Annotated in this window: 30 protein-coding genes; 24 read left to right on the top strand and 6 right to left on the bottom strand. The window is 63.5% G+C overall.

Features of this window, described 5'->3' with window-relative positions:
* Positions 1 to 130 precede the first annotated feature (130 nt).
* From ASH00_RS17145 to ASH00_RS02455, 5 genes are all read left to right on the top strand, one after another.
* Positions 131 to 682: an ATP-grasp domain-containing protein gene (locus tag ASH00_RS17145; RefSeq protein ID WP_327019680.1), complete on the top strand. Its 552-nt coding sequence runs from the start codon at positions 131 to 133 to the stop codon at positions 680 to 682.
* 33 nt (positions 683 to 715) lie between these two features.
* Positions 716 to 1,117, top strand: coding sequence for a hypothetical protein (locus ASH00_RS17140; RefSeq protein WP_327019679.1), 402 nt, complete (start codon positions 716 to 718; stop codon positions 1,115 to 1,117).
* 65 nt (positions 1,118 to 1,182) lie between these two features.
* Entirely contained in the window at positions 1,183 to 1,602 is a 420-nt protein-coding gene (locus ASH00_RS02465; RefSeq protein WP_056544527.1) for a ChaB family protein, read from the top strand.
* Between the two features lie 119 nt (positions 1,603 to 1,721).
* On the top strand, positions 1,722 to 2,780 hold the full coding sequence (locus tag ASH00_RS02460; RefSeq protein WP_056544524.1) for an iron-siderophore ABC transporter substrate-binding protein: 1,059 nt from the start codon (positions 1,722 to 1,724) through the stop codon (positions 2,778 to 2,780).
* 180 nt (positions 2,781 to 2,960) lie between these two features.
* Positions 2,961 to 3,266, top strand: a complete 306-nt coding sequence (locus ASH00_RS02455) for a PRC-barrel domain-containing protein (protein WP_056544521.1) — start codon at positions 2,961 to 2,963, stop codon at positions 3,264 to 3,266.
* 77 nt (positions 3,267 to 3,343) lie between these two features.
* Here the strand turns inward: ASH00_RS02455 and ASH00_RS02450 are convergent, their stop codons facing one another.
* The 4 genes from ASH00_RS02450 to ASH00_RS02435 all read right to left on the bottom strand — a co-directional run bounded on the left by ASH00_RS02450 (position 3,344) and on the right by ASH00_RS02435 (position 6,688).
* The gene (locus ASH00_RS02450; protein ID WP_056544516.1) at positions 3,344 to 3,577 is read right to left on the bottom strand and encodes a DUF6480 family protein; all 234 of its coding nucleotides are present in this window, start codon (positions 3,575 to 3,577) and stop codon (positions 3,344 to 3,346) included.
* Positions 3,574 to 3,846 carry a hypothetical protein gene (locus ASH00_RS02445; protein WP_056544513.1) on the bottom strand — a complete coding sequence of 91 codons (273 nt, stop codon included), beginning with the start codon at positions 3,844 to 3,846 and terminating at the stop codon, positions 3,574 to 3,576. Before ASH00_RS02445 ends, ASH00_RS02450 begins: the two co-directional genes overlap by 4 nt.
* Positions 3,847 to 3,946: 100 nt before the next feature.
* On the bottom strand, positions 3,947 to 5,332 hold the full coding sequence (locus ASH00_RS02440) for a dihydrolipoyl dehydrogenase family protein (protein WP_056544511.1): 1,386 nt from the start codon (positions 5,330 to 5,332) through the stop codon (positions 3,947 to 3,949).
* Positions 5,333 to 5,374: 42 nt separating this feature from the next.
* Positions 5,375 to 6,688, bottom strand: coding sequence for a DUF2252 domain-containing protein (locus tag ASH00_RS02435; protein WP_056544507.1), 1,314 nt, complete (start codon positions 6,686 to 6,688; stop codon positions 5,375 to 5,377).
* 53 nt (positions 6,689 to 6,741) lie between these two features.
* On the opposite strand from ASH00_RS02435, the gene ASH00_RS02430 reads away from it, so the two are divergent.
* The 4 genes from ASH00_RS02430 (at position 6,742) to ASH00_RS02415 (ending at position 9,757) form a co-directional block, all read left to right on the top strand.
* Positions 6,742 to 7,572 carry a CPBP family intramembrane glutamic endopeptidase gene (locus tag ASH00_RS02430; protein WP_056544505.1) on the top strand — a complete coding sequence of 277 codons (831 nt, stop codon included), beginning with the start codon at positions 6,742 to 6,744 and terminating at the stop codon, positions 7,570 to 7,572.
* A 99-nt stretch (positions 7,573 to 7,671) separates the two neighbouring features.
* A complete protein-coding gene (locus tag ASH00_RS02425; protein ID WP_056544503.1) occupies positions 7,672 to 8,871 on the top strand; it encodes a mechanosensitive ion channel family protein in 1,200 nt (399 codons plus the stop codon).
* A gap of 65 nt (positions 8,872 to 8,936) precedes the next feature.
* On the top strand, positions 8,937 to 9,314 hold the full coding sequence (locus ASH00_RS02420) for a DUF7793 family protein (protein WP_056544500.1): 378 nt from the start codon (positions 8,937 to 8,939) through the stop codon (positions 9,312 to 9,314).
* Between the two features lie 38 nt (positions 9,315 to 9,352).
* Complete coding sequence (locus tag ASH00_RS02415) at positions 9,353 to 9,757, top strand: DUF7793 family protein (protein WP_157358967.1); 405 nt, start codon at positions 9,353 to 9,355, stop codon at positions 9,755 to 9,757.
* Between the two features lie 6 nt (positions 9,758 to 9,763).
* Here the strand turns inward: ASH00_RS02415 and ASH00_RS02410 are convergent, their stop codons facing one another.
* Positions 9,764 to 10,798, bottom strand: coding sequence for an NAD-dependent epimerase/dehydratase family protein (locus ASH00_RS02410; protein WP_056544494.1), 1,035 nt, complete (start codon positions 10,796 to 10,798; stop codon positions 9,764 to 9,766).
* Positions 10,799 to 10,918: 120 nt separating this feature from the next.
* On the opposite strand from ASH00_RS02410, the gene ASH00_RS02405 reads away from it, so the two are divergent.
* The 7 genes from ASH00_RS02405 to ASH00_RS02375 all read left to right on the top strand — a co-directional run bounded on the left by ASH00_RS02405 (position 10,919) and on the right by ASH00_RS02375 (position 17,794).
* Positions 10,919 to 12,025, top strand: a complete 1,107-nt coding sequence (locus ASH00_RS02405) for a YihY/virulence factor BrkB family protein (RefSeq protein WP_056544491.1) — start codon at positions 10,919 to 10,921, stop codon at positions 12,023 to 12,025.
* Complete coding sequence (locus tag ASH00_RS02400) at positions 12,022 to 12,450, top strand: four-helix bundle copper-binding protein (RefSeq protein ID WP_056544487.1); 429 nt, start codon at positions 12,022 to 12,024, stop codon at positions 12,448 to 12,450. The genes ASH00_RS02405 and ASH00_RS02400 overlap by 4 nt, the downstream gene beginning before the upstream one ends.
* 9 nt (positions 12,451 to 12,459) lie before the next feature.
* Positions 12,460 to 13,455 carry a glutathione S-transferase family protein gene (locus ASH00_RS02395; protein WP_056544484.1) on the top strand — a complete coding sequence of 332 codons (996 nt, stop codon included), beginning with the start codon at positions 12,460 to 12,462 and terminating at the stop codon, positions 13,453 to 13,455.
* A 191-nt stretch (positions 13,456 to 13,646) separates the two neighbouring features.
* Positions 13,647 to 14,699, top strand: a complete 1,053-nt coding sequence (locus ASH00_RS02390) for a FecCD family ABC transporter permease (protein WP_056544481.1) — start codon at positions 13,647 to 13,649, stop codon at positions 14,697 to 14,699.
* Positions 14,696 to 15,763, top strand: a complete 1,068-nt coding sequence (locus ASH00_RS02385) for an iron chelate uptake ABC transporter family permease subunit (protein WP_082565847.1) — start codon at positions 14,696 to 14,698, stop codon at positions 15,761 to 15,763. Before ASH00_RS02390 ends, ASH00_RS02385 begins: the two co-directional genes overlap by 4 nt.
* A gap of 1 nt (position 15,764) precedes the next feature.
* On the top strand, positions 15,765 to 16,652 hold the full coding sequence (locus ASH00_RS02380) for an ABC transporter ATP-binding protein (protein ID WP_056544478.1): 888 nt from the start codon (positions 15,765 to 15,767) through the stop codon (positions 16,650 to 16,652).
* Complete coding sequence (locus ASH00_RS02375; RefSeq protein WP_056544475.1) at positions 16,649 to 17,794, top strand: siderophore-interacting protein; 1,146 nt, start codon at positions 16,649 to 16,651, stop codon at positions 17,792 to 17,794. Before ASH00_RS02380 ends, ASH00_RS02375 begins: the two co-directional genes overlap by 4 nt.
* A 38-nt stretch (positions 17,795 to 17,832) precedes the next feature.
* On the opposite strand, the gene ASH00_RS02370 is transcribed toward ASH00_RS02375, so the two are convergent.
* On the bottom strand, positions 17,833 to 18,843 hold the full coding sequence (locus ASH00_RS02370) for a diacylglycerol/lipid kinase family protein (protein WP_082565846.1): 1,011 nt from the start codon (positions 18,841 to 18,843) through the stop codon (positions 17,833 to 17,835).
* A gap of 109 nt (positions 18,844 to 18,952) precedes the next feature.
* On the opposite strand from ASH00_RS02370, the gene ASH00_RS02365 reads away from it, so the two are divergent.
* The 8 genes from ASH00_RS02365 (at position 18,953) to ASH00_RS02330 (ending at position 23,211) form a co-directional block, all read left to right on the top strand.
* Complete coding sequence (locus ASH00_RS02365) at positions 18,953 to 19,228, top strand: hypothetical protein (RefSeq protein WP_056544472.1); 276 nt, start codon at positions 18,953 to 18,955, stop codon at positions 19,226 to 19,228.
* 5 nt (positions 19,229 to 19,233) lie between these two features.
* A complete protein-coding gene (locus ASH00_RS02360; protein ID WP_056544469.1) occupies positions 19,234 to 20,037 on the top strand; it encodes an SGNH/GDSL hydrolase family protein in 804 nt (267 codons plus the stop codon).
* 28 nt (positions 20,038 to 20,065) lie between these two features.
* Positions 20,066 to 20,563: a MarR family winged helix-turn-helix transcriptional regulator gene (locus ASH00_RS02355; RefSeq protein ID WP_056546511.1), complete on the top strand. Its 498-nt coding sequence runs from the start codon at positions 20,066 to 20,068 to the stop codon at positions 20,561 to 20,563.
* Positions 20,560 to 21,699: a glucose-1-phosphate adenylyltransferase family protein gene (locus tag ASH00_RS02350; protein ID WP_056544466.1), complete on the top strand. Its 1,140-nt coding sequence runs from the start codon at positions 20,560 to 20,562 to the stop codon at positions 21,697 to 21,699. The genes ASH00_RS02355 and ASH00_RS02350 overlap by 4 nt, the downstream gene beginning before the upstream one ends.
* A 250-nt stretch (positions 21,700 to 21,949) precedes the next feature.
* A complete protein-coding gene (gene rpmB, locus ASH00_RS02345; RefSeq protein ID WP_026545364.1) occupies positions 21,950 to 22,186 on the top strand; it encodes a 50S ribosomal protein L28 in 237 nt (78 codons plus the stop codon).
* The gene (gene rpmG, locus ASH00_RS02340) at positions 22,186 to 22,353 is read left to right on the top strand and encodes a 50S ribosomal protein L33 (protein WP_019481734.1); all 168 of its coding nucleotides are present in this window, start codon (positions 22,186 to 22,188) and stop codon (positions 22,351 to 22,353) included. Before rpmB ends, rpmG begins: the two co-directional genes overlap by 1 nt.
* A 2-nt stretch (positions 22,354 to 22,355) precedes the next feature.
* Complete coding sequence (rpsN, locus tag ASH00_RS02335; RefSeq protein WP_026545363.1) at positions 22,356 to 22,661, top strand: 30S ribosomal protein S14; 306 nt, start codon at positions 22,356 to 22,358, stop codon at positions 22,659 to 22,661.
* 259 nt (positions 22,662 to 22,920) lie between these two features.
* Positions 22,921 to 23,211 (top strand): HU family DNA-binding protein, encoded by a 291-nt coding sequence (locus ASH00_RS02330; RefSeq protein ID WP_056544463.1) that lies wholly within the window; start codon positions 22,921 to 22,923, stop codon positions 23,209 to 23,211.
* Positions 23,212 to 23,232: the final 21 nt, after the last annotated feature.

Genomic DNA, 23,232 nt, shown 5'->3' with positions numbered 1-23,232 from the left:
AGCCAAAAGCGCCGGGGAGTGGCAGATTCGTGGGGACGTCCCCACGATCGTGCCACTCCCCGGCGCTTTTGGGTTCCAGGCGGGAAGCGCGAGGTGGAATAGCCCCTTCGGGAGAGAGGTTGCACCGAACATGACTACGTCGGAAGCTCCAAAGATCTATGCCCTGCACGAGAACCCCGAGTGGTTTCCTCCGTTCGCCCGTGCTTTCGAGCAGGAGGGGCTCCAGTTCGAGGAGTGGCTGCTGACCGACGGTGTTCTGGACCTTGACGCGACGCCGCCGGAAGGGATTTTCTGGTCGAGAATCAGCGCTTCGGCCCATACGCGGGACCACGATCTGTCCAAGGACTATGCGCGGGCAGTGTTGTCCTGGCTCGAAGCCCACGGCCGTCGGACCATCAACGGCCGGCGGGTCCTTGAGCTCGAGATGAGCAAGGTGGACCAACTGACGGCGTTGAAAGCGGCGGGCATCGACACACCCCGGACGGTCGCGGCCATCGGACGCGATCGCATCCTGGAAGCGGCGAAGGGCTTCCCGACCCCCTTCATCACCAAACACAATCAGGGCGGGAAGGGCCTCGGCGTCCGCAAATTCGAGAGCCACGCCGAACTGGCCGAGTATGTGGTGTCGGATGAATTCGAGGAGCCGCAGGACGGCATCACGCTGATCCAGGAATTCATTTAGGCAGCCGAACCGGTCATCACGCGTGTGGAGATTGTGGGCGGCGAGTTCATCTACGCCATCCAGGCGGATACAGCCCGCGGCGGTTTCCAGCTATGCCCGGCGGACGCCTGCGCCATCGATCCCGCCACGGGAAAGCCGATCATGCCACCGGGGGCCACCATTGAACCCGTTGCCGGGCAGCAACTGTTCAGCCTCCGCCGTGACTTCGATCATCCGATCATTGGAAAGTACGTCGAATTCGCACGCCGGAACAACATCGAGGTGTGCGGAATCGAATTCATGGAAACCGCAGAGGGGCGCGTACTGACCTATGACGTGAACACCAACACCAACTACAACGCAGTGGTGGAGGCCGAAGCGCCGCGCTCCGCGCCGCGTGCGCTCGCGAAGTACCTGGCGGCGGTGGCAGCCGGGCCGGCGCCGTCGTTCGTGTAAAAGTGCGCGCTCAGCGGTAGCCTCGAAAGTGCGAGCCCCACCCGCCTTGGAAGGAGCGAAAAGCAATGCCGAAGGTAACGAAGTCAGGCAAGGTGAAGACCAACGAGCTGCCCAGCACTCTGCAGCGGTCGGACAAGAAGGCACAGGAAACCTATGCCCGGACGCTCGATTCCGCGGAGGAACAGTATGGTGACGGCGAACGGGCGCACCGCACTGCGTACAGCGCCCTGAAACACACCCATGAGAAGGTTGGCGACCACTGGGAGCAGAAGGACGCCAAGGGACCTTCCGATGAGCAGGCAGAAGGCGGTCGCGGAACGGCGAAGGAAACCGCCGGCGGGGTGAACGCCAATGCCACCAAGGAGCACCTCTACGAGGTTGCGAAGAAGCTTGAGATTCCCAAGCGCTCAACCATGACCAAGAAGGAACTGGTCGACGCCATCCAGAAGGCCAATGAGCGGGAGACCCGTAAAGCCCGGAACTAAGGGCCAGGCGCCTATTACGCAACACAAACATTTCGTAATAGCAGCAAGCGTAGGCTAACCTTACTTTCGTAACCATTCCGACGGTCCGTTCATGCCGTCTCGAAAGTCAAGGAGCCCTCATGGCCCCCACCCGTGTGCGCGGTCTGATAGCCGCAGCAGCCATCGCGGTAATGTCCCTTTCCGCATGCTCAACCGGTCCGGCAGGCGGCGGCTCGGAAGCAGCCGGAGCCAATGAGGCCGGTTCTGCTGATGCCTTCCCCGTCACCATCGAGCACGCTTTTGGTGAGACCGTTCTCGAGGAAAAGCCTGAACGCGTTGCAACGGTGTCCTGGGTCAATGATGATATTGCGTTGGCGCTCGGCGTGGTGCCCGTAGGAATGCCGGTCAATGAGTACGGCGGAAACGAGCAGGGCTCCGTCCCGTGGAAGGATGCCAAGCTGGAAGAGCTCGGCGCTGCCATCGGTACCGAGAACGCGCCCGTCCAGTACTCCGAGGCTGATGGAATTGCGTTCGACGAGATCGCTGCCACCAACCCCGATGTCATCCTCGCGGCCTATTCCGGTCTCACCGAAGAGGATTACAACACCCTGAGCGAGATTGCCCCCGTTGTTGCCTACCCCGAGGTTGCCTACGGCACCGCGTGGCAGGATTCCACCGCAATGATCGGTAAGGCGCTTGGCCTGTCTGAAGAGGCTGAACAGCTGGTCAGCGAGACCGAAGACAAGATCGCCGAGGCAGCCGCCGAGTACCCGGCCATCGCCGGCAAGACCTTCATCTTCGGCAACCTGGAGCCGGCCAACTCCGAGGGCGTGAATATTTACACGGCCAGCGACAACCGCCCCCGTTTCCTCACCCAGATTGGAATGGAGATGGCCAGCGTCGTTGAAGAAAACGCCACCGGAGAGGAATTCTTCATTCCCTGGTCAGCCGAGCGTGCCGATGAGCTTGAGTCAGACATCTTCGTGACCTGGGTTCCGGACGAGGCCACCAAGGAAGCAATCTCCGCAGACCCGCTGCTGAGCCAGATTCCGGCTGTGGAGTCAGGCGCGCTCGTCGCGGATGCCGACAACACCCTCACCCTGTCCATCTCCGCCGCCAGCCCGCTGTCCCTGGTCTGGGCGCTGGACAAGTGGCTTCCGATGATCAACGAAGCAGCAGAAGCCGCCGAAGCAGCCTAACGCTCAAGGCAACACCAGTAGGGCAGGCAACACCAGAACGACGCCGGCACGCGCCGGCGGAAGGGCGTTCCACTTCGGTGGGGCGCCCTTCCGTAGGTCCAGCGAGAGCTCCATCGTTGCCTTTCTGAGCCTCATGCACTGGAATGGTCAGGGTACTTCTCATCGAAGCTCGGAGGCATCATGGACAACCTGGAACTGGAAGAACTGCAGGCCGCCACGGCATGGGATGCCAGCGGAGAAAAACTCGGGAACGTCACCCAGGTGCATCTCGACGGGCTCTCGAACGAGCCGGCCTGGGTGACTGTTGGTCTCGGTCTGTTGAACACGCGGGAGCACTTCGTGCCGCTCGCAGGCGCCCGGATTGATGGCGAGAACCTTTATGTCGCGGTGTCCAAGGACGCCATCAAGGATTCACCGGACTTCACGGTAGAGGAAGGCCTGACCGCTGACCAGGAGGCTTCCCTGCGGGACTACTACCGGGTCTGAGATTGCAACAGTGAAGCGGCCGTCCCCCATGGGTTTCGGCCGCTTCGCTGTGGAATAGAGCGCCTGACTGAACAGGCCTAGTCGAACAGCCCGACGATATAACCGACAAAGAACAGCAGGCCGAGCAAAACGAAGATACCGATCAGCACCAGCCAGATGCGGGATGCGGCCTTCCCGGGTGCACCTTCCTCGTGACCTTGCGGCCCACCGGTGCTCGCCTCTGCCGGAGGAGTCTCACCCGGCGGAACGCCGCCGCCCGGCTCCAGACCGGTGACCCTGTCTTTCTCCGGATCCGGATTCTGGCTGCTCATCCGAGCTCCTGCCCGGGCTGTTCCGGCGATGCGGATGATGCCGACGCCCTTGGGGTCCAGGATATCGTGATGTTTGCACCATCCTCGGTTTCACTGAGGTACAGGTGCAGATCTTCCCCATAGAGGTTCTCGTCTTCTACGACATCCCCGGCCTCGTGGGCCAACTCCACCAGACGGCTGATTGCCACGGCCATGGCCCGGCCCCAGTCCTGTGGGTGCTTGCTGTCCGACTCCTCGGTAACTGTGAACTTCTTCTCCGCGCTGCCCATGGCTACTCCTGACTGCCCTCGTGACGATGCTGCGGCTTTCTGCCGTCGCCCGTTGATAAGCAAGCTTTGTAGTGATGCTCGTCCCACAGTAGCAGTCGGGTCACCAGGAGTCTTTCCCTGCTCCCCGCACCGCCTTGCGTGCAGCGTGGCCAATGATTGAGCTGTAGGTAGGGTAGGCGAACTTCACGCGGGCCAGCGTGGCGACATCAGTACCGGCCGCCATTGCGGACGCAACGGCCTGAATGACCTCGACCGCATTCTCGCCTACGGCGTGCGCCCCGAGGATCAGCTCGCGGTGCCTGTCGGTGACCAGTTTCAGGAACCCCTGCTCCCGGTCATCAATGATGGGACGCTCCACGGAGCCATAGGGAACAACGACGACGGCGCACTGGGCGTCCCGCTCCCTGGCCGTCGCCTCGGTGAGTCCCACCCCCGCGTAATCCGGATCCGTGAAGCCTCCCTCAGGGAGCAGATGGTGCGGTGTGGTGCGGTGTGCGCCCAGGACCGCGTTCTCCGCAGCTGTTTCACCCTCGAAGACTGCCGCCTGCACCAGCATGGAGGTTCCGTTAGCGTCACCGGCAACAAAGACGTGCGGCACATTTGACCGAAGGTAGTTGTCCACCGGTATGGCTCCCCGGGCGGTGGCGACGCCCGCAGCCTCCAGCCCGAGACCAGAGATGTTCGCGGGCCAGCCGGCTGCCATGATGACCGCTCCCACGCGTACTGACTGTGCGCCGCCGGTTCCCTGCCAGCGGATTTCCAGGGCGCCGTCGTCATGCTTTTCAATGCCGTCCACACCGCCGATGCCGACATCCACGGTCACGCCGCGGGACCGGAAGCCATCCGTGACGGCGGTGGAGACGTCGTGGTCCTCGGTGGTGAGGATGCGCGGCGCAAGGTCCAGCAGGGTGACCCTTGAGCCGAGGGCATCAAAGATGGTGGCCAATTGCGCGCCGGTATGACCGCCGCCGATAATCGCGACTGAGCCCGGCAGCTCGGGGAGGTCGAGGACATCGGAGGGAAGCACCGCGTGCTCAGCCCCCGGGATGGGAAGCCGTCGTGCACTTCCGCCCACGCACAGGATGACAGAGGCGGCGCTGACCGTGCGCCCGTCAATCGACACCTCATGCGGCGAGGTGAAGGACGCCTCACCCTCCAGCAGCGTGATGTCCAGCTGCTGCATGGCCTCGCCGTAGCCTTTGGCATCCAAAACGCGGTCCACGGTGGTGCGGACCCGGCGAACCAGTTGCGTCCAATCCACGGCGGGCTCATGCACCACAATCCCGTAGTCCCGCGCCGTCCGTACTTCCCGGAACAGGCGGGCGGTCTTAGCGAGCACCCGCGTGGGCACGCAGCCCGAGTTCACGCACGTGCCACCCAGCCGTGCGCGTTCGACGACCGCAGTACGCGCTCCCAGCTCTGCCGCCCGTGTTGCTGCCGCCATGCCCGCGGGGCCGGCGCCGATCACCAGTACATCAAAATCCATAACGACCTCTTCCTGACCGCAACTTTTCGCGCAGACAATCCCTCAGGTGGACGGAACGCCCGGGATGCGGTTTTCCCGGAACGCATCAACGAACAGGGCGTGATCATCACGGACCGTCCGCGCATAGTCGAGGGAGAACGCCAGGATGTCCTCGATGAATTCTTCGCGGCGGCCCCCGATCACCTGCATGATGGCCCGTTCCGTCTGGAAGTCCACCAGGTCCTGGTCGCTGTCCTCATCCGAGGCGCAGTGCACCTTGGCGGTGGCCCGGCCCAGATCAACGAGCACGGGCTCAATCTCGTCCGGCTCGGTGAGGTTGTCCCACCGCAGGTCCGCCTTGTAGGGGGAGAGCTCATCAACCACGAAACCGACTCCGTCCACGGTGGTATAGCCGAGGAAAGTGTCGGTGTGAACCTGGAGCGCCCGCTGGCTGATGACGGTGCGGTGGCCGTCATGCTCGAAGTACGAGCGCACCCGATCATCCGTGACGATGCGGCTGGGTGCAGCCTTGTTGCCCTGTTTCATCGAGATGATGATGTCGTTTTCCAGGGCCTCGTTGTAACCCTCGATGAGTACGTTGTAGGCAGGCAGGCCTGCGCTGCCGATGCCGAAACCCGAGCTGCCGACAATGTCCTTGACGTTGTAGAAGATTTCCCTGGTGGACCGCTTGTCTTCGGGAATGGTACTGAGGTACTCCTCGAACGCCTTCGCCACCATGGCGTGCTCCGCCTCCTCGAGCCTGCGGGTCTTGCGGTTGTTCTGGAAGTGGCGCTCGTGGTCTTCCACGAAGGTCATTGCATCGAGCAGGTCGGTGCGCCGCGAGGCGCGCGCCGTCAGCAGCACCGCGTGGATGGTGCCCGAGGTGTTGCCGAGGTGAAGCGCAAAATCATCCTGCCCGGCGTCGTCGTAATGTTTCACCTGGTCGAGGTAGGCGGAAAGGTACGTGCGGGCTAGGGAGCGCACTGATTCCTCAGGGAGTGCCTTCTGCCAGCACATCAGCGCCAGGGACGTAGTAAACCGGCGCAGATCCCAGGAGAAGTGCCCGAGATAGGCCTCGTCGAAGTCGTTGATGTCGAACGTGAGCTCGCCCGTGCTGCTCATGTACGTGCCGAAGTTTTCGGCGTGAAGGTCCCCGTGAATCCATACTCGGCTGGTGTTGTCATCAGCCCACTGGTCCGTCATCTCGCGCATGTCCGCGTAGAAGAGGCAGGCGCTGCCCCGGTAGAACGCGAAGGGGTCTGCCGCCATCTTGCGGAACTTGGTGCGGAAGCCATGCGGGTCCGCTTCCATCAGGGGTTTGAACGCCTCGACCAGGGTGTCGGCGATGAGCGATTCGCGTTCGCTGTTTTCTACCATTTCGACAGTCTAGGGGTGCGCCCTGACAGCGGGGCAAGGCGTAAGCTCGAACCATGATCACCACGGCGAGCCTTGACGCGCGCCCCCGGGTACTGCCTGTCGTCGCCGGAGCGCTGGTATCCGCATCCGGTTTCCTCATCTTCGCGCTCGAGCAGAGGATTCCCGGCTACCTGGTCCTTGCCGCAGCGCTGACAACCGCCTACTTCAGCGGCAAAGCACAGCATGGCAAAAGCCTTTTCCGGGATCTGCTGCTGCTGGCCATCGGCCTCGTCATCATCAGCGCCGTCCCCATCACTACGGACATCAGCTTCAGCCACATGACCGTCATGGGTACCGCAATGATCCTGGCCGTCGCGGTGCCCTACCTCCTGTCCCGCTTCGTGTTCAAAGACCACGCCATCCGCTTTCCGGTCCTCACCGGCGAGAAATGGAACCGGACGGAACGCTGGTACCTGCTCGCCGTCGTCGTCATCGGGTATGTGCTTCTGCCGGTCTACATGATCCCAACCGGTGTCTACGAGAACTGGCCTGCGGCCTCGGATCCCGGAACAATAGCGCGGCTATTCCTGGGGACCAACGTCCTGGGGATCTGGGATGAGCTGTTCTTCATCTGCACAGCGTTTACGCTGCTGCGCCGTCATCTTCCGGACTGGCAGGCCAATCTCCTGCAGGCGGTCCTGTTCACCTCGTTCCTCTGGGAGCTGGGCTTTCACGCCTGGGGTCCGTTCCTCATCTTTCCGTTCGCCCTCATTCAGGCGTGGATCTTCTCCAAGACGAAGTCGCTGAGCTACATCGTGAGCGTGCACCTGCTGTTCGATTTCGTGCTCTTCCTCGTGCTGCTGCACGCGCACAACCGCGAGTGGTTCGCGATCTTCCTCTACTAGCCGCCGTCAGGTGGACCGGTCCTCAACAGGCTCGTCCGGTCCTCAACAGGTTGGAGCGGGATTGGACTGACCCCCGGGGACATCTGAGACGGTAGGGGAATGGATTTTCTTGAGGTGCTCACCCCGTTTCTGGCCGTGGCGGGCGCGGTACTTGCCGCCGTCGTACTGGGTTGGATCCTGCGCCGGGTGGCAGCACGCGCCCTCCGGAAAGTGCCGCAGATTCAGGAGGTCACCCGGAAATCGCGTGCTCCCCTGCAGGCCGTACTCGCGGTTTTCGGCGTCCGCATAGCCCTCGGCGCCACTGCCCGGGACACCGTCTGGTATCCGCCCGTGGACTACACGCTGGTGCTGGCTCTCATCGTGTCCCTCGCGTGGCTGTTGGTCACGGTGCTCTCGATCGTTGAGACGGTGGTGTTGCGACACTACGAGAACTCAAGCCGCGATAATCGGCGTGCCCGGCGGCTCAAGACGCAGATCATGCTCGCCCGGCGGGTTGCGGTTGCCGTCATCATCACCCTTACGCTCGCCACGGTGCTCCTGACGATCGACGAAGTCCGCGCGCTCGGAGCCGGAATTCTGGCCTCCGCCGGTCTCATTTCGATCGTTGCGGGCCTCGCCGTCCAGAGCTCCCTGAGTAACGTCTTCGCCGGAGTGCAATTGGCCTTCACCGATGCGATCCGAGTGGAGGATGTTGTTCTCGTTGAAGGCGAGATGGGAACGATTGAGGAGATCACCATGACCTACGTGGTGGTTCAGTCCTGGGATGAACGCCGCCTCATCCTTCCCTCCACCTACTTCACCTCCACACCCTTCGAGAACTGGACGCGCCGGCGCTCCGAGCTGCTGGGAACCGTTGAGCTTGATCTCGACTGGCGCGTGCCGATCGAGAAGATGCGCGTCCGGTTGCGCGAGATCCTCGACGCCTCCGACCTGTGGGACAACCGCACCGGTACGCTGCAGATCACCAAGGCCACCGACGGCATGGTCCGCGCCCGGATCCTGGTCAGCGCGGCAGACAGCGGAGCTCTATGGGACCTGCAGTGCCTGGTCCGCGAGCAGATGGTCGGCTTCATCCAGAGCCGGTTCCCCGACGCGCTGCCGCGCCAGCGCTGGGAGGCGGTGTCGCCGTCGTCATCGGCTGCGCCAACCAGCAACCGCGCAACCAACGACGACGCCGGCACGCACCCCAGCGACGGCCGCCTCTTCACCGGCTCCCCGGAGGCAGAGAAGAGACGAGCGGACTTCAGCGGACCGGGCGAGGATGTGCTCGACGAGCGGGAGGCACGCACGGGCTCCTGACGCATCCGTGTGAGGTGGGATACATTTGCCTCCGGAGCAGCTGAGCGCGGGAGGGGTTGAACGGAGTGGAGTCTGGCCGCCGTTTCACCCTTGCCCTCGAGAACGGCTGTGTCCGCGTGGAGTGGAACGAGGGCATCACGGTCACCGAGCAGGATGCACTGGATCTGGTTCAGCGGCTGGAGGAAGTGAACCCGGAGCGCTGCGATCCGATGCTCGCAATCCTGAACTCAATGGTTTCGGTGGAGGCCGCCGGGCAGACCGTCTTTGCTGAGCACCTGAACGTGGCCGCGCTGGCACTGGTTGGACCAACAGCGGTAGACCGGCTGATTGCCGCGTTCTTCGACGGCGTTCACCGTCCGCGGTACCCCACGCGTTATTTCTCTGACCCGGAAGCCGCGCTTGACTGGCTGCTGACACCGGGACACTACACATCTGAAATGTAAATGCTGGGGGACAGTGAATGCTGGGGGACAACCGAATCATGGCACCGATTTCCGACGACAATCTGCGCGACGGCGGCCTGCGCTTCGAGCTGACGGACGAGGGCGCGTTCCTTCGGCTGTGCTGGAACCCCGGAATAGTCATGGAACTGCGGGACGTGCAGGCGAGCGTGATGGCCGTGGAGGCAGTCTCGCCCTCCTGCAGACGTCCGCTGCTTGTACACATTGACCTCGTCGACGGGATAAGCGCGCCGGCCCGGAACCTCCTGCTGGAGGAAACATGCTCCAGCCGCACGGCAGTCCTCGGAACGGATGAGGTGGCGCGTGTGATGACCGCTTTCAACTATCGCGCTGCGACGCCCAGCCAGTACTTCACCGACGAGGCGGAGGCAATCGAGTGGCTGACCTCCGGGCGTGAGGGCAGCTTCGAGGCCGGGGGAGAGTGAGTCCCGTCAGCCGCCGGGACGCAGGCTGGGGGAGCCGTGCACTCCCACGCCACCTGCCAGACCGTCAATCACCTCGCGCATCGCAGCCACCGAGGACCGCGTGGGCTCCCAACCAAGCAGCGTGCGTGCGCGGTCGGTGTTCATGACCGGCGCCTGTGACGCCATGTCGATCCACCCTGGATCCGTCGCCTGAAGGTGAAGCGCCCAGGACGCCGCCACCACCGCGCGCAGCACGGGAACCGGCAGATCGAACACACGCTTGGCGCCGAGCAGTCCGCCCAGCAGACGCGGCGTCAGGATGGGATCCGCCGCAATGTTGAAGGGCCCCGAAGCCCGCTGGTCAACAATCCGCCAGTAGGCATCGGCCATATCCGCCGCGTGCACCGCCTGGAACACAAGCTCCGAGGGAATCGGCAGCACCGGCAGGCTCAGCTTGTTGAGTATGGCTTTCGGGATGAGCGGCCCCAGGAAGTACCGCCCGATTTCCTCGCCGGCGTCGGCCTGGAAGATGAGGCCGGGACGGACCCTCGCCACAGGAATCTCGGGGAAGTCCCGTTCAAAGGCGTCCAGCAGGGCCTCCTGCTCGGCCTTGTGCCGGCTGTAGTGGGACGTTGCGATACCGCCGGTGGGCCAGTCCTCCGTCACCACCTGGTCCTTGCGCGCAGGGCTGTACGCCCCCACCGAGGATGCGCAGACGAAGTGCCGTACGCCGGCGTCCGCGGCTGCATGCAGCGCGTTCTCCGTGCCGGTCACATTGGTGCGGTGCATTGCCTCCTCATCCCGGTTGGGCTGGATGGCCCAGGCAAGATGTACGACGGCGTCAGTCCCCTTCAGCGCGTCGGTAAGCTTTGCGCGCCCGGCGTCAGTGCCGACGTCGGCCGTGTGCCACTCGACGCCGCCGTAGGGCGCATGGTCCTGCGAAGGCTTCCTCCGGGAGATGCCAACCAGCTCAATGTCCGGGTTTTCCAGCCGGGCCTGCTGAAGGCGGCGGAGGAGCGCCGTCCCTACGTTGCCGGTTGCCCCGATAACAGCGATGCGCATATGGAACCCTTCAATCGATGTGCGGCCTGAAACCCACACTAAAGGGTCGACCACTTATTGCAATAGTAAGTATCCTTATGGTTCGGTTGGTGTAGGCAATTCTGAACCGGAGGTAGAAACGTGACCACTAAAGATCCCGCGAAAGCGGATTCGGCGGAGGAAGCCACGCAAGCCAAGGCAGCCTCGAGCCCCCACCCTGATGATTCGCGAAAACCGGACGCACCGACTGACCTTGCCAAGCCGGCCTGGGGTTACGTTTTCAAACGGACCGTCAGCGAGTTCGGCAAGGACCAGTGCACGGACCTAGCCGCTGCACTGACGTATTACGCAGTCCTGGCGATCTTCCCGGCATTGCTGGCGCTGGTTTCCATTCTTGGGTTCTTCGGACAGGCCGGCACCACCACGGACACCGTGCTCAACATTCTCGGGAACGTCTCGTCGCAGGCCGAAACCACGCTTGAACCCGTCATTACGCAGTTGGCCTCGTCGGAGACCGCGGGCCTGACGTTCGTCATCGGCCTTCTTGGCGCCCTGTGGTCGGCTTCGGGATTTGTCAACGCATTCTCGCGGGCAATGAACCGGGTCTACGAGGTTGAGGAAGGGCGCCCGTTCTGGAAGCTGCGTCCGGTCATGCTGCTGATCACCGTCGTCGTACTGCTCCTGGTGGTCCTGATGGCGCTGCTGCTGATCCTCTCCGGGCCGGTGGCCGAAGCAATCGGCGGCGCAATCGGTCTCGGCTCAACAGCCCTGACTATCTGGAACATTGCCAAGTGGCCGGTCATGGTGTTTTTCGCAGTGCTGATGATCGCGGTGCTGTACTACGCGACGCCAAACTTGCAGCAGCCCAAATTCAAATGGGTGAGTATTGGGTCACTCATCGCGCTTCTGGTGCTTGCCCTCACAACGTTCGGATTCTCCTTCTACGTGTCCAGATTCGGCAGCTACCAGGAGACTTACGGCGCCATTGCCGGCGTCATCATCTTCCTGCTGTGGCTGTGGCTCGCGAACCTCTCACTGCTCTTCGGAGCGGAGTTCGATGCCGAGCTGGAACGCGGCCGCGAACTGCAGGCGGGAATTGAGGCGGAAGAGACAGTGCAACTTCCTCCGCGGGACACCAAGGCCGCGGAGAAGAAGCGCGACAAGCAGATCGAACTGGTAGACAAGGGACGCGAACTGCGCCAGAAGTACGGACGCGATCGTGATGCCCGGACAAGGAGTAAGTCATGACCCATATTGCAGACATGATCATCGCCCACCCGCACCCCTCCGGGCATCTGGAGGCCGGAGACCTCGCAATCGCCATTGAGGCATGCCTGGACTGTGTGGCATCCTGCGGCAGCTGTGCAGACGCGTGTCTCGGCGAGGAGGGTATTGCTGACCTTCGGCACTGCATCCGAACGGACCAGGATTGCGCTGACATCTGCCTGGCCACTGCCCGGATGCTCCAGCGCCAGGGTGGCCACCATCCCGCCGTGCTGGCGCCGCTGCTCGAGGCGTGCCTGCAGGCCTGCCGGAACTGCGCCGAGGAATGCGAGCGGCACGCCTCCATGCACGATCACTGCAAGATCTGCGCGGAGGCTTGCCGCCGCTGCGAAGCTGCCTGCTCGACACTGCTCGAGAAACTGCGCTCCAGCGGCGAATCCAGCCACTAGGGTGGCACCATGAGCGAATCCGAACACAGCACGAAGGGCGCGTACGTGGACTCCGGCAAGGAATTCAAGCGGGATACGGCCTACATCGAAACGCGGATCACACGGGACGGTGCCGACGGTTTTGCGGTGGAACCAGGCCGTTACCGGCTCATCGCCGCCCGCGCCTGCCCCTGGGCCAACCGGGCAATCATCGTGCGCCGGCTCCTCGGGCTCGAGGAAGCTATCTCGCTTGGAACGCCCGGGCCTACGCATGACAAACGCTCCTGGACGTTCGATCTTGATCCGGACGGCAAGGATCCGGTGCTCGGGATCGAGCGGCTCCAGGAGGCGTACTTCAAACGGGACCCGGATTACCCGCGCGGCATTACCGTGCCCGCGATTGTCGATGTCCCTACCGGCGCCGTGGTCACCAATAACTTCCCGCAGATCACCCTGGACTTCTCTACTGAGTGGAAGGAATACCACCGCGAGGGAGCTCCGGAGCTCTACCCGGAGGAGCTGCGTGAAGAGATCGACACCGTCAACAAGCGGGTGTTCACCGAGGTCAACAACGGCGTGTACCGGTGCGGTTTCGCCGGCTCGCAGGAGGCGTATAACGATGCCTATGACCGTCTCTTCGCGGCGCTGGACTGGCTTGAGGAGCGTCTGACCAACCAGCGCTACCTCGTCGGCGATTCAATCACCGAAGCCGATGTGCGGCTCTTCACCACCCTGGTGCGCTTCGACCCGGTCTATCACGGGCACTTCAAGTGCAACCGGAACAAACTGACCGAGATGTCCGCATTGTGGGGATACGCGCGGGACCTCTTCCAGACGCCGGGCTTCGGAGACACCATCGACTTCGAGCAGATCAAGAAGCACTATTACATCGTGCATGAGGACATCAATCCCACGCAGATCGTGCCGAAGGGTCCCTCCCTGGAGAACTGGCACAGCGAGCACCAGCGCGAACGCCTGGGCGGCAGCCCGTTCGGGCGCGGAACCGCGCCGACCGCCGCCCCCTGACAGGAAATTTTGTGCAGCTCCGGTGGGTGCGGCAGGGGCCGGACCCACCGGAGCTGCACAAAATTTCCGGGTGGTGGATCCAGAAATAGGGAACATAACCGTTTCCTAATCCAGCCATGCATAGGCTAGCCTTACTTAAGTCAGTCCCGGTGATAAGCCGGCGAATTAAGGTGTTGGCTTAGGAGGCATGCATGGCACTCGATGCGCCTGCCTCCCCGACCGTCCTCAGCCCGCAACGCACATCGAAGCGGCCATCAGCACGGGGCCCGAAGCTCATCCTCGCCATCCTGGCCCTCGGAATTGCCAGTGCTGCGTCCCTGGCAATCGGTGCCCGGCCAATCAGCATGGACACGCTGGTTCAGGCCCTCACTGCCTTCGACCCTGCCAACGGAGATCACGCCGTGGTGTTCTCCCGCATCCCGCGGACCATCGTGGGCCTGCTCGCCGGCGCCGCGCTCGGGCTGGCCGGTGCAGCGATGCAGGGCGTCGCCCGCAACCCCCTCGCCGATCCCGGCATCCTCGGCGTCAACTCCGGGGCTGCGCTCGCCGTGGTGATCGGCATCTTCGTCTTCGGCGTCACCAACTTCACCGGCTACATCTGGTTCGCCTTCCTCGGCGCCGCAGTTGCCGCGGTCCTGGTCTACGCGATCGCGAGCCTGGGACGCGACGGCGCCACTCCAGTGAAACTGGCCCTCGCCGGGGCAGCGCTCTCAGCAGGCATGGTGTCGCTGCTCAATGCGGTGCTGGTCTCCAGCCAGCAGACTTTCGATACGTTCCGGTTCTGGCAGGTGGGTTCCGTTGCCGGGCGCGGCTGGGACGTCATCGTTCCGGTGCTGCCGTTTCTCGCGTTTGGATTCGTGCTCACCCTGCTCACCGGCAAGGTTCTGAACAGCCTGTCCCTTGGCGATGACATTGCCCGCGGCCTCGGCCAGAACGTCGCCCTCGCCCGCGCGCTCACGGCGCTTGGCGTCGTCGTACTCTGTGGAGCCGCTACGGCGGCTGCCGGCCCGATCGGCTTCATCGGGCTGGTCATCCCGCACGTGGTGCGCTCCTTCACGGGTCCTGACTACCGGTGGATCCTGCCCTTCTCGATGGTGCTCGCGCCGGTCCTGCTGCTGTGCGCTGACATCCTTGGCCGCGTCATCCTTCCGCCGGGCGAGGTGCAGGTCGGCATCCTCACGGCCGTCATCGGCGCGCCGGTGTTTATCTGGCTGGTACGACGGCGGAAGATGGCCGAGCTATGAGCCTCGCCATCCGTCCCACGCCCGCCGCTGAGCGCACGGAGAACGAGGCTTCAGTTCGCCGGAAACGCCGCGACCTGCGCACCCAGCGGGTGATGAAAATGGGTGCCCTGGCATTCCTCGTCATCGCGCTCAGCGCCGTTACGCTCCTGCTGGGCCGTTACACCGTGACCATCCCCGACTTCTTCCGCATCGTGGCAGGTGCCGATATTCCGGGGGCCAGCTTCATCGTGATGGAGAACAGGATTCCGCGCGTGTTGATCGGCATCATGATCGGCGGAGCCTTCGGGGTAGCCGGTGCGGTGTTCCAGACGATGCTGCGCAACCCGCTGGCCAGCCCGGACATCATCGGGATCAGTTATGGCGCCAGTGCATCCGCCGTCTTTGCAATCGCTTTCCTCGGTGCTTCCGGCCTGGTACTGTCCGGTTTCGCGATGGCCGGAGCACTCGCTGTTGCCCTGGCCATCTACTTCCTGTCCCGGCGCGGCGCGGTGGCCGGCTACCGGCTCATTCTGGTGGGTATCGGGTTCTCCGCGGTCCTGCAGTCAGTGGTCAGCTTCCTGCTGACGCGCACCGACATCAGGGTTGCATCAGATGCACTCACGTGGCTCAATGGCTCGCTCAACTCGAGCAACTGGGACCGGGTGACCATCCTGTTCGTTGCTCTAACGGTCCTGACGCCCGCCGTCGTCGTACTGTCCCGTTCGCTGCGCGGGCTGGAACTGGGGGATGACACCGCAGCCGGCCTGGGCGTGAACGTGGAGCGCTCGCGGCTGGCCCTCATTGTCACCGGAGTACTTCTGGCGGCGGTTGCGACGGCGGCAGCCGGACCGGTTGCCTTCATCGCGTTCCTCTCCGGGCCGATCGCGCGGCGTTTCCTGGGCGGCTACCGTCCGCTGGTGACGGCCGCCCTGGTCGGGGCCGTGCTTGTCCTCGCGGGAGATTTCCTGGGTGCCAACCTGATTCCAGGTGTCTCCCTGCCGGTGGGAGTAATTACGGGCGTCCTCGGCGCCCCGTTCCTCCTCTGGCTGCTCGCTACATCCAACCGCTCAGGCCGGGGAGGCTGACATGAGGCTGAACGCTGAAAACCTGACGCTTGCGTATGACAACCGCCGGGTGGTGGAAGACCTGACGGTAGAACTGCCGGCTGGAAAAGTCACCGTCATCGTCGGGGCGAACGCATGCGGCAAGTCCACGCTCCTGCGCGGTCTGGCCAGGCTGCTCAAGCCGGCGGCCGGTACGGTGCTGCTGGACGGCAAGGACATCCATTCGCTCTCCACCCGTTCGGTGGCGAAGACCCTTGGCCTGCTTCCACAGACGCCGGTCGCGCCGGACGGCATCGCGGTAGTGGATCTGGTGGGCCGCGGCCGCTACCCGCACCAGGGCTGGTTCCGCCAATGGAACGCGGACGACGACGCCGCGGTCGCCTCCGCGCTGCGCGTCACCGACACGATTGAACTGGCTGACCGCAACGTCGACGAGCTGTCCGGCGGTCAACGCCAGCGTGTCTGGATTGCGTTGGCGCTGGCGCAGCAGACGGACATCCTGCTGCTTGACGAGCCCACCACCTTCCTCGACGTGGCGCATCAGGTGGAAGTCCTCGACCTCATCACTGACCTGAACCGCAGTGCCGGCACAACGGTCGCCATTGTGCTGCATGACCTCAACCTCGCTGCACGGTACGCGGATCACCTCATCGCAATGAAGGACGGCAGGATTGTTGCCGAGGGACCGCCGTCAGAGGTTGTTACGGAGGCGACCGTGGCGGACGTCTTCGGTCTGGAATCCCGCGTCATTCCGGATCCCGTCTCGGGTACTCCCATGGTGGTGCCCCTGGGGCGGCACCACTCAGCACCGAAAAACGTAACCACAGAAACCACCCGGGATGGCATCGCGGGTTTTTTAGCGAACCCGCAGGACGGGCTACCCGCACTGACAATGGAGGCAGCATCGTGACAGAAGTCAGTACCCGCCGTAACCGCAGCGCGGCGGCACCGTCAAAGACTTCCGCCGGGAATCAGGAGGTCATCCCGGCTGTCCGCGCCTTCAACGTGGTGGTGAACCGCGTGGAGCGCATCAGTTCGAACTTCCGGCGCATCACCTTCGGCGGGGCTTGCCTGTCGGATTTCGGTGTGCAGGGTTCTACCCTGGACCTGCGCATCAAGGTAATGATTCCGCCGGCCAACGGCGAGTGTGCCGATCTGGGGGCCCTGATGGACGGCGAGGGCAGCGGCTGGTACCAGCAGTGGCTGTCCCTTGAGCCGTCAGAACGCGGTGACATGCGCACCTATACGGTCCGTGATTCCCGCTGTGATCAGGAGACTCCCGAGCTGGACGTCGACTTCGTGATGCACTTCGATGCAGCGGGCAACGGCGGACCGGCTTCCCAGTGGGCCGCTGCGGCTGAACCGGGGGACCGGGTGTGGCTGATCGGGCCGAACATCCATGCCGCAAGCTGCTCTACTGCCGGCGCCTACGGAGGTATCGAGTGGCGTCCGGGGCTGGCCCAGAATGTTTTGCTTGCAGGTGATGAGACCGCTGTTCCGGCGATCAGCGCGATCCTCGAGTCGCTGCCGAAGGACATCAAGGGTCACGCTTTCCTGGAGGTTCCGCATGGCTCGGACTGCCAGGACATCCAGACCAGGTCCGGGGTAGGCATCAGCTGGCTGGTGCGTGGCGGCCGGCCGCACGGTGAACTGCTCGACGCCGCCGTCCGGCAGGCCGTCAGGGTTCCGGGCTGGGTATCCCTGGCTGCGCCGTTCCGCGTCAGCCTCGGAAGTGACACCCCGTCCGGCCAGGCGCTCGCTGCAGCAGCCGGCAGGGCGGGCGGACCGGAGCGTGCAGCCGGGCCGGAACCGGAGGACATCGACGTCGACAAGACCATCCTGTGGGAGACCCCGCAACTCCTGGACGCAGCTGCCCTTGACGGCTCCCTCAACCCGGACAAGCCCTCTGGCGCATTGCCCTTTTACGCGTGGATCGCGGGCGAAGCAGCGGTGGTGCGCGGCCTGCGCCGTTACCTGGTGCGCGACGTCGGCATCGACCGCAAGCAGGTCGCGTTCATGGGCTACTGGCGCCAGGGCAAAGCCGAGGGGTAGTACACACGGGCGCTACCCAAGCCGAGGGCTAAAGCGCCCTACGGCGTCGGGTCGGCGAGGATCGCCGGGTCCTTCTTCCCGTAGGGCATCCGCAGCCTCAGGGAATCGGGCTCCACCCGGAAAGCCATGTGTGTGCCCTTGCCCAGGGAGTCTCCGTCCAGCTCGATTTCCAGCGGGGTCTCAGACTCCACCTCGGCAGTTTTGCACTGGAAGTACTCGAGTGAGGGGTCCTTGCCCTTCCCACGCGCAAGGAGCTTGCCGAGTACAGCAAACCAGCCTAACTTTCCGCTCGGCGCAATGGTCATGATGTCCAGCAGTCCGTCATTGAGTTTCGCGCCCGGGAAGATTTCCAGCCCGCCCATGATCTTGCCGCAGTTTCCGCCCATGACACTGCGCAGGCGGCGGGTTGTGCGCTTGCCTCCGTCAATTGAGATGGAAACCTTGGACGGCTTTCCGGGAAGGTTCCGGATGCCGGCGTCGACGTAGGCCAGCCAGCCCACCTTGTCCTTCAGGTCATCCCGGGTATCCGCCATCACCGCCGCGTCAAAGCCCAGCCCCGCCATGACCAGAAACACGTGCGCGTCCTGAGCCCTGTCGACGTTCACATGCACCACGTCGATCATCCGCTCCGTACCTCCGAGCGCAGCTTCGACGGCTCCACGGGGATCATCGACGTCGATATCGAGGTTGCGCGCGAGGAGGTTGCCGGTGCCCAGCGGCAGCAGGCCAAGTGCCGTCGCGGTGCCTGCCAGTTCTTCCGCCACGCACCGGACGGTGCCATCGCCGCCGGCCGCAATAACGACGTCGACTCCTGCCTTCAGCGCTTCCTGCGCCTGGCCGTGGCCCGGGTCATCCTCGGTGGTCTCCAGGAACAGGGGTTCCGCCCAGCCCTGTTCGAGGCTCAGCTCGGTGACAATCGCCCGGATATCCTCGTCGGTGGGCTTCACCGGATTGAGAATCAGGGCTGCGCGCCTGGTCCGGGATTTCGGCTGGCCTTCGGCTTCAGGAGTGCGCTGCTGTTCAGACTCGGTATCCGGCAAGGAAGTCATAGGTTTTCTCCTGACGAGGGGTTTGTTCCCGAGCTTAGCGTCTGCGCCTGTCACGTGTACGCGCGGCCGCGCGGGACTATGCTGGGTGGGCAAAATAGAAGGAGGAGCCATGACTCAGGACCAGTCCAGCGCAGGCGAAGCCAGGGAACAGGAGAACGGCGGGCAGGAGGGCAACCCCTTCGGCGGGTCTCCCACCTTCCCTGACCCTTCGAATACACGCCCTACGGGCAGCACCACCGGCTTCAACGGCGCCTATGGGGAGACCGAGCACCACACCCAGAACGAGTACGACGCTGAGCATCAGCAGAAGAACCCAGAAGCTGATCCCGGAAACGATTCGGGGACAAGCGATTCCAGGAACAGTGACTTCAGGAAAGAGGACTAAGAGAATTGGGCGAAGAAACCACCCCTTTTACCCACCGCTATGTCGCACTCGGGGATTCCTTCACCGAAGGCGTGGGGGACTGGGACCCACGCAGTCCTAATGGCGTGCGGGGATGGGCTGACCGTGTCGCCGAGCAACTGATTCTCGCTGACCCGTCCTGGGGGTACGCCAATCTCGCCATCCGCGGCCGCAAAATGCGGCAGATCCTCGCCGAGCAGGTGGATGCAGCGATTGCACTCAAGCCAACACTCGTGACCATCTACGCCGGCGCCAATGACATCCTGCGGCCCTCCATTGATCTCGACGCGCTGTTGGCAGAGTACGACGCCGGAATCGCCCGCCTGCGCGCCAGCGGTGCCGCGGTGGTGCTGTTCACCGGGTTTGACTCATCAAAGTCAGCAGTCTTCGCCAAGACCCGGGGCCGGACGGCGATCTACAACGAACTCGTCCGCGAGATCGCTGATCGGCATGATGCCGAGATCGCGGACTACTGGCGGATGCGCGAGTTCCAGAACTGGGGGTACTGGGACGTGGACCGCATGCACATGGCCGCAGCCGGCCACACGCTGATGGCAGCCCGGGTCCTGGAAGTCCTGAAAGCCGCGCACAGCATCGAGGTTCCCGAGCTCGAGGCGCGGCCTGCGACAACACGCCTCGCCCAGCTCCGGACGGACGCGCTCTGGGCCCGCGATTACCTCGGGCCGTGGGTGGGCAGGCGGCTGCGCGGCCAGTCCTCCGGAGACACGGTCGCCGTGAAATATCCCGAATTGACCCATCCGGTGTGGACGCAGGAAACTACGTCCCCGTGACGGCGGCGCTTCTGAAAGAATGGGGACCATGACAGGCGCGCGCTGGTTGAATCCCGCGGAAAGACAGGCATGGCTTGCCCTCTACGGGGTGGCTACGCTGTTGCCGGGCACGCTGGACGCAGACCTCAACCGCCGTGCCCGGGTGACTCTGTTCGACTATCACGTCCTTGCCATGCTGTCCGAGGCCGAAGAACGCACACTCCCCATGAGTGAGCTCGCGGGACGTTCCAATGCCTCGCTGTCACGGTTGAGTCATGTGGTCACCAAACTGGAGAACCGCGGCTGGGTGCAGCGGAGTCAGAGCACCCGTGACCTCCGGGTCACCACAGCCACCATCACGGCCGAGGGGCTCACCAACCTGCAGGAACTGGCGCTCGAGCACGTCGAGCACGTCCGCCGGCTGGTCTTCGACGGGCTGGATGAGCGGGATATCGCGGATCTCGAGCGGGTGGGCAAGAAGATCCTCGCGCGGCTCGATGAGACGCATTGGATCCTCAAGCAGTCGCAGCCCGTGGGATCGGCATGACGGAGCCGTCCGTCCTGGCCATCATCCTCGCCGGCGGTACCGGCGGAAGGTTGGGTGCGCTGACGGACGGTAAGGCCAAGCCCGTGGTTCCGGTGGGCGGAACCTATCGGCTGATCGACATCCCGCTGTCCAACCTCCACCACAGCCACATCTCGGATGTCTGGGTTGTGGAGCAATACCAGCCGAAGTCCATCAATGACCACCTCGCGAACGGCCGCCCCTGGGACCTCGACCGCACCAACGGCGGTCTGCGGGTATTGCCGCCCTTTCAAGGGGATCACGGCGAGGGCTTCGCGGCGGGCAACGCGGACGGCCTCTACCGGCAGGCCGAATTCATCCGCGAGTTCAATCCGGATCTGGTGCTTGTACTCAGTGCAGACCACCTCTACCAGCTCGACTACCGCGACGTGGTGAAAACCCATCAGGAGACCGGTGCTGTCCTCACCATGGTCACCACGCAGTTCGACGGCGATGCCTCCCAACATGGTGTAGCGGAGGTGGAGAACGGCAGGGTCACAGGATTCCAGTACAAGCCCGAGGAACCCCGCACCGATGTGGTGGCGGCGGAGATCTTCCTCTATTCCACGGACGTGCTGCTGGACACGCTGGTCGAACTGCACAAGCGCGACGGCGAGCTGAAGGACTACGGTGACCAGCTCATCCCGCATCTGGTGGAACACTTCACCGTCGCCGAGCATCGCCTCGAGTCCTATTGGCTGGACCTCGGCACACCGAAAAACTATCACCGTGCACACATGGACCTGCTCGCTGGGGACGGTCTGGCATTCGATGATCCCGCGTGGCCGATCCTGAGCGCCAGCCCGCGCCGCCTGCCTGCTTTCATCACTGATACCGCGCAGGTGGGATCAAGCCTCATCTCCCCGGGTGCCACTGTCTCCGGAACCGTCCGGCACAGCGTGATCGGGCCGGACGCAGTGGTGGAGGAGGGCGCCGTCGTCGAGCATTCGGTGGTGCTGAATGGTGCCCACATTGCCGCCGGTGCGGTGCTGCGCTGGACCATTGTCGATGCCAACGCCCAGCTGGCTCCCGGTCAGGAGCTCGGGAAAGCGGACGCAATCACCGTCGTTGACGTCGATGGAAACGCGACGCGCCCGGATGAGTCGGACGGCAGCTGAGGCTCCCGCGATTGGTCTTATTGCCTGCTCCCTCCTAGAATGGAAGGGCATCAGGTGGCGGAGCGTGCGCAATTGCTCCGGCTGGCGGGAGATTTATTCTCCCGAAGGCCGGTAGTTAGGGGCTCAGGTTGCGCTCTTATCGCGAACACCCGGCGGTCTTTCGACCGTCATGACGGTGACGTCCCTGAACGCATTCCATGGCAGGTAGCACTGTCCGCTACTTGTTCTATTCAATCTTTGGAGGATCGTCATGGCAGCTCACTGCCAAGTGACTGGGGCCGAGCCGGGCTTCGGGCACAGCATCTCGCACTCGCACCGGCGCACCAAGCGCAGGTTCGACCCGAACATTCAGAAGAAGCGCTACTGGGTTCCGTCCCTGCGCCGCAACGTAACGCTGCAGGTTTCAGCCCGTGGCATCAAGACCATCGACGTGCGCGGTATTGACGCCGTCGTCGCCGAGATCCAGGCGCGGGGAGTGAAGCTCTAATGGCAAAGGACAAAGACGTACGTCCGATCATCAAGCTGAAGTCCACGGCCGGCACCGGGTACACCTATGTGACCCGCAAGAACCGCCGTAATGACCCGGACCGCATGGTTCTGATGAAGTATGACCCCAAGATCCGCAAGCACGTTGAATTCCGAGAGGAGCGCTAAACATGGCTAAGAAGTCAAAGATTGCTCGTAACGAGCAGCGCAAGGTCATTGTTGAGCGCTACGCTGCCAAGCGCCTCGAGCTCAAGAAGACGCTTGTCGATGAAAACGCAACGGACGAGGCACGTGAGGCTGCACGCCTCGGCCTGCAGAAGCTGCCCCGCAACGCTTCGCCGGTTCGCCTGCGTAACCGCGACCAGATCGACGGACGCCCCCGCGGCACGCTCCAGAAGTTTGGTATCTCGCGTGTTCGCTTCCGCGACATGGCTCACCGCGGCGAACTGCCCGGTGTAACCAAGTCCAGCTGGTAAGCAGCCACGGGCTGAGACTGCCCCGTTGAAGTACAACTCAGGACGGCGACTCCGGTCGCTGTCCTGAGTGCTTTAAGCAGACCGATAAATCTTCCGAGGCCGTCTCGGTGCGTGGAATTGGCCTGAATAAGGCCAAAAACCGGGCAAAAGTCCCCCAATCTGCGGGACTTTGCGATTGAAGCTGGTAGGTTTTCCTCCAGAAGCTTCGCCAGAACGGTGAGGTTCTGAATAATCCGTACGAGGTCCAGGAGGACATACATTGGCTAAGAAAGAGACCAAGAACCGCAGCGAACTGGTGGCCGAGGTAGCAGCGAAGGCTGACACCAGCCAGACTGCCGTGAACAGCGTGCTGGATGCCCTGTTCGACGTTCTCGCTTCCTCCGCCAAGAACGACGTCAAGGTCACCATCCCGGGCTGGTTGGCAGTCGAGCGCACCGAGCGCGCAGCACGCACCGGCCGCAACCCCCAGACGGGTGAAACCATCGAGATTGCAGCAGGCAGCAGCGTCAAGCTCACCGCCGGCTCCAAGCTCAAGGCTGCCGTCAAGTAGTCAGCTGATTCGAGGGCTGTC

It is taken from the genome of Arthrobacter sp. Soil782 (assembly GCF_001428435.1).
In the GTDB taxonomy this organism is placed as follows: Bacteria; Actinomycetota; Actinomycetes; order Actinomycetales; family Micrococcaceae; genus Arthrobacter_D; species Arthrobacter_D parietis.
The sequence above is the reverse complement of the archived record's forward strand: the minus strand, read 5'-3'. Positions and strand labels throughout refer to the sequence as shown.